Below are 3,462 nucleotides of genomic sequence, written 5' to 3'. Positions count from 1 at the left end.
GCAAGTAAACCCAAGGGTAATTCCGTCCTTGATGCTGAACTGGCTGGTTCAAACCAAACATCGATTTCTTGGACTTCACTCTTGACTTTCTTGCTCTTTTTAATCGTTCCCAGAGACGCTAAGAGTTCTTCTAAATATTCTACACAACTCAGGCTAGATAAGCAAGAGAGCTACGCCACTACTATCGGATCACTACCTACTTTTTTTCTCCAGTCTAGGCTATAAGACATTTTTCTGTATGGGTTGCTCGTTTCTCCTTATTTTACCCTATTTTTCCCTTGCATCATACTTATTTGGAATGACTATATTATCTGAACTAGGACGAACAATCTGTCTTTTACTTAGCTGTTGCCAAATATCTACTAGGAAGACTAGCAAGAACAGATGAACAGCACCTAGAAACTGATGTCTTTCAAAGATAAAGAAGAACTTGGGTAATAAGGGAACATTCGGCGGTTGTTGAAAACCTAAATACTGTTGTGCTTGTACCACATAAGCATTAGAGACTTGGGAATAAAGAAAACAACCGTAGGCAAAAGCAGCAAATAAAGAGGCGAGTAGGGCGCGTCTGGATACTAGGAAATCCTGATAGTAGAGCCAGATAATACTGATCAGGATAAAAGGATAACCTATATAGAGATAGCGCTGATGAGTGCCACTGAGAAGAATATTAAAACCTAGGTAACTTAGTCCATGGAAAAGGCAGAGAAGTGCCATTAAATAGGTAGGATTGTATTTAGGGATAATCGCCTCGGTTTTGGTGGCGAGAATTTGCCAAATCTTGATTAAACCTGTACAGATAAGAAAACCCATGAAACCAGCATAGAGTAAAAGCCCTGCTTGGTAAGGACTGATACCTTTTTTCCAGCTACCTAGTTGCAAATCCATAAAAGGTACTCGGGAGGAAGCGCGGGGTTCTAAACCGAGAAATATCCAGATATTAAAGCCATTTCCTGAGATTTTGTCACCGTGACCACTACCAGATTTTAAGACAAAGAGGAAACTAGACTGAATCAGTCTGAGGGGAACTGCAAATAAGCTATCTAGGTAGAGGAAAAATCCGAGGCTTAAAAGTAGAGTTGCTCCCAGCCAGATTAAGCCTTTAGTCTGGTATCTTTGCTGGAATTTGTAACCTGTGGTCAGGATAACTAGGGCAAAAAAGGGTAGGGAAAAAATAAAGAGTTGTTTAGTGAGAATGAATAGGACTAAACTAAACATCCCGAGGAGAAACCAGAGGATATTTTTGAGGAGGGTGTTTTTCTCACTCCAAGATTGGAAGAAAGCAATGGTCGCCAGGAGGCAAAATAATAAGCCTACGTTGTCAATCTGTCCCCAGAGAGAACCTGCCGCCCAGAGAAATAGCACTAGGGTAATGCTGAAACCGATGATTACGGGGCGTTTGAATTTTAAGATTCTTGCTAGGTAGGTAAGAAGGAGAAAATTGAGAGCGTCAACAAACGCTAGGTAAAAACGGAAGTAGTAGATAGCCTCGGTTTTTTCGCTAATTCCCAATAGGGATTTTATCGCCGCAATTACTCCGCCGCTTGCCAGTATGCCTATACTAGGATAGTTGGGGACTTTGGGAGGACAATCCATATATACTGTACCTGCCGCGAGACAATCCCCCCATCTACTAAAGAGAAAAGTATCGGTAACGTGGTAAATGGGGAGAAAATAGACTAAAACAAAGGGGAGGGCTATTCCTAGGATATAGGCAAGGGGGATGAGGAAATTATTTTTTTCCCCTCGGTTGGTTGAGTCTAGAAAGTTTTTCATTATTCTCGAAGTCGTTGAGCTTTTCTGGTTCGGTATATTTTCAGAGAATTTTGGCGGTTTCCAGGAGATATTTCTCTAGTTGGGCTTTTTCTTGCAGGGGTATCCCCAGCATGGCTTTTTTCCTTGTATTTCTTTCTATTTTCTCACAACTTTGTCAATGAGTAATTATACTCATGCCTGAGTGGGATGCGGCCTGTAGTTTTCCATATAGCGGTAAGCGCTTGAGTGAGATACAGACCAAGCCTTGCCTAGCATGGTTTATAGCTCGTGACACTGTACCTCATACGACTGCACACCGCTATAATAGTTTAGAGACAGTAAAAAATGGTGGAAAATACTGGTTATAGCCTTGCACTGACGATGTTTTTCAGCAGTCCAGAGTAAGGTTTGATTGATAGGGGAGCAAGTGTCAACGTTTTGCCCTAGTATTTGGGTCTAGAACTAGGCTTTATCTGGGAGAATGAAAATCTTTCGGTTATCTTGGCTGGAAACTTAGCCCATTGTCAAGCTCGTGCGCTCGTTGTTAAAGGCCAAGTTACTCCAATTACTCAAAATTTTATGAAGCATTTGAGTAAACACCTGACTTGATCGATGACAATGGCTCTATCCCGTTCTAGCTGTCAATAATTATGCAAAGTCTTTTTCAACGTTCCCTAACTGAGACCAATTCTGGGGAAGAAGATACCCGTAGTCGTATTCTACAGGCCGCTTTACGTTTATTTGCCGCTAAGGGTTATGAAGGAACCACGACCAAAGACCTAGCAGGAAAAGCAAATGTGGCAGAAGGAACTTTATTTCGTTATTTTCCCAACAAAAAGGCGATTTTAATCGAAGTGGCCACTAGGGGATGGGTGGATATTCTCACCGACTTGCTGACAGAATTGAGCGAAATGGGCAGTTATAAAGCGGTAGCGCAGGTGATGCGACGTAGGGTGTTGAGAATGCGAGAAAATAGCGATTTATTGCGAGTTTGTTTTATAGAGGCACAATTTCACCCCGAATTAAAAGATCGGATTCAATCGGAGGTAATTGCTAAAATGACCGATGTGGCCGAGGCTTTTTTTCAAACAGCGATCGATCGTGGTATCTATCGTCCCATGAATCCGAAAATTGTGGCCCAGGTTTTTCTAGGAATGTTTGCAATTGCCGGTTTTTCCAGTGAAACTATTTTAGATAGCAATGCTTCCCCCTTAGCTTTACAAGAAATGGCCGAAGGTATTGCCGAAATTTTTCTGAATGGAGTGTTAGTTAAGTAGTCGTGCAAAATTAATTTCCTAGTCGAGACTCCGAGACTCCGAGACAGCTAATCTAAGGATAGGCGGTTAAAATCCGTTTTAGCTTACTTAAGTAGGTAGGCGTTAAAAATTATCAGATGCCCCCCTTATTAAGGGGGGACTAAGGGGGGATCGGCACCCCCCTTATCAAGGTAGGGTTGATTCATTTAAATTAAGTACAGCTAATTTTGAGTCAATAAATTTGACTGAAGATTCTCAATTTTATCTTTCTCTAACCAAAAGAGTTAGTCACAATAACTAATCTTTAATCTTCTGCCAAATTTATTATGAATAAATTGATAAAGCTTGTTCCCAAGCCACTAAAAGCCTATCTCTCTTCAAATTTTCTGAGAGTACATCCTGTTAATTTAGCTAATTTTTCTGCTTCTTACGTCGATAAAACTATCAGTTT

2 protein-coding genes are annotated in these 3,462 nt (G+C 41.0%); one reads left to right on the top strand and one right to left on the bottom strand.

Going from position 1 to position 3,462, the window contains the following annotated elements; all coding sequences use genetic code 11:
* Window positions 1-267: 267 nt before the first annotated feature.
* The gene (locus tag IM509_RS12620) at window positions 268-1,776 is read right to left on the bottom strand and encodes a glycosyltransferase family protein (RefSeq protein WP_002785650.1); all 1,509 of its coding nucleotides are present in this window, start codon (window positions 1,774-1,776) and stop codon (window positions 268-270) included.
* Window positions 1,777-2,405: 629 nt separating this feature from the next.
* Between IM509_RS12620 and IM509_RS12615 the strand changes: the two genes are divergently transcribed.
* Window positions 2,406-3,032, top strand: coding sequence for a TetR/AcrR family transcriptional regulator (locus tag IM509_RS12615; RefSeq protein ID WP_002785652.1), 627 nt, complete (start codon window positions 2,406-2,408; stop codon window positions 3,030-3,032).
* Window positions 3,033-3,462 lie beyond the last annotated feature (430 nt).

The sequence above is a fragment of the Microcystis sp. M31BS1 genome, assembly GCF_020245285.1.
In the GTDB taxonomy this organism is placed as follows: Bacteria; Cyanobacteriota; Cyanobacteriia; order Cyanobacteriales; family Microcystaceae; genus Microcystis; species Microcystis panniformis.
The sequence above is the reverse complement of the archived record's forward strand: the minus strand, read 5'-3'. Positions and strand labels throughout refer to the sequence as shown.